At 63.8% G+C, this 549-nt stretch carries 1 protein-coding gene; it reads right to left on the bottom strand.

The genetic code is table 11. From position 1 onward, the window contains the following. Positions 1 to 549 (bottom strand): 2-oxo acid dehydrogenase subunit E2 (locus tag EN850_RS33400; protein WP_189591267.1); only part of this gene is annotated, 549 nt, incomplete at both ends.

Genomic DNA, 549 nt, shown 5'->3' with positions numbered 1-549 from the left:
CTCGCCGGCGCCGACCGCCAGGATCGTCGCGTGCGGCGGGTTGATGACCGCGGCAAAGTCCTTGATGCCGAACATGCCGAGGTTGGACACCGCCGTGGTGCCGCCCTGATATTCCTCCGGCTTCAGCTTGCGGCTACGGGCACGGCTCGCGAGATCCTTCATCTCGTTGGAAATGACCGACAGCGTCTTTTCATCCGCATGCCGAATGATCGGCGTGATCAGGCCGCCGGGGATCGAGACTGCGACGCCGACATCGGCATGCTTGTGCTTGACCATGGCGCTTTCGGTCCACGAGGCATTGGCATCCGGCACCGCCTTCAGCGCCATGGCCATCGCCTTGATCACCATGTCGTTGACCGACAGCTTGTAGGCGGGCGCCTCACCCTTGTCGGTCTTCTTCACCGGTGCCGCCGCATTGAGCTGCGTGCGCAGCGAAAGCAGCGCGTCGAGCTCGCAGTCGAGCGTCAGGTAGAAATGCGGGATGGTGGTCTTGGCCTCGACCAGGCGCCGCGCGATGGTCTTGCGCATATTGTCGTGCGGGACGAGTTC

This window comes from Mesorhizobium sp. M8A.F.Ca.ET.207.01.1.1 (assembly GCF_004794715.1).
In the GTDB taxonomy this organism is placed as follows: domain Bacteria; phylum Pseudomonadota; class Alphaproteobacteria; order Rhizobiales; family Rhizobiaceae; genus Mesorhizobium.
Note: the sequence above shows the minus strand (reverse complement) of the source record. Positions and strands in the feature narration are given on the sequence as shown.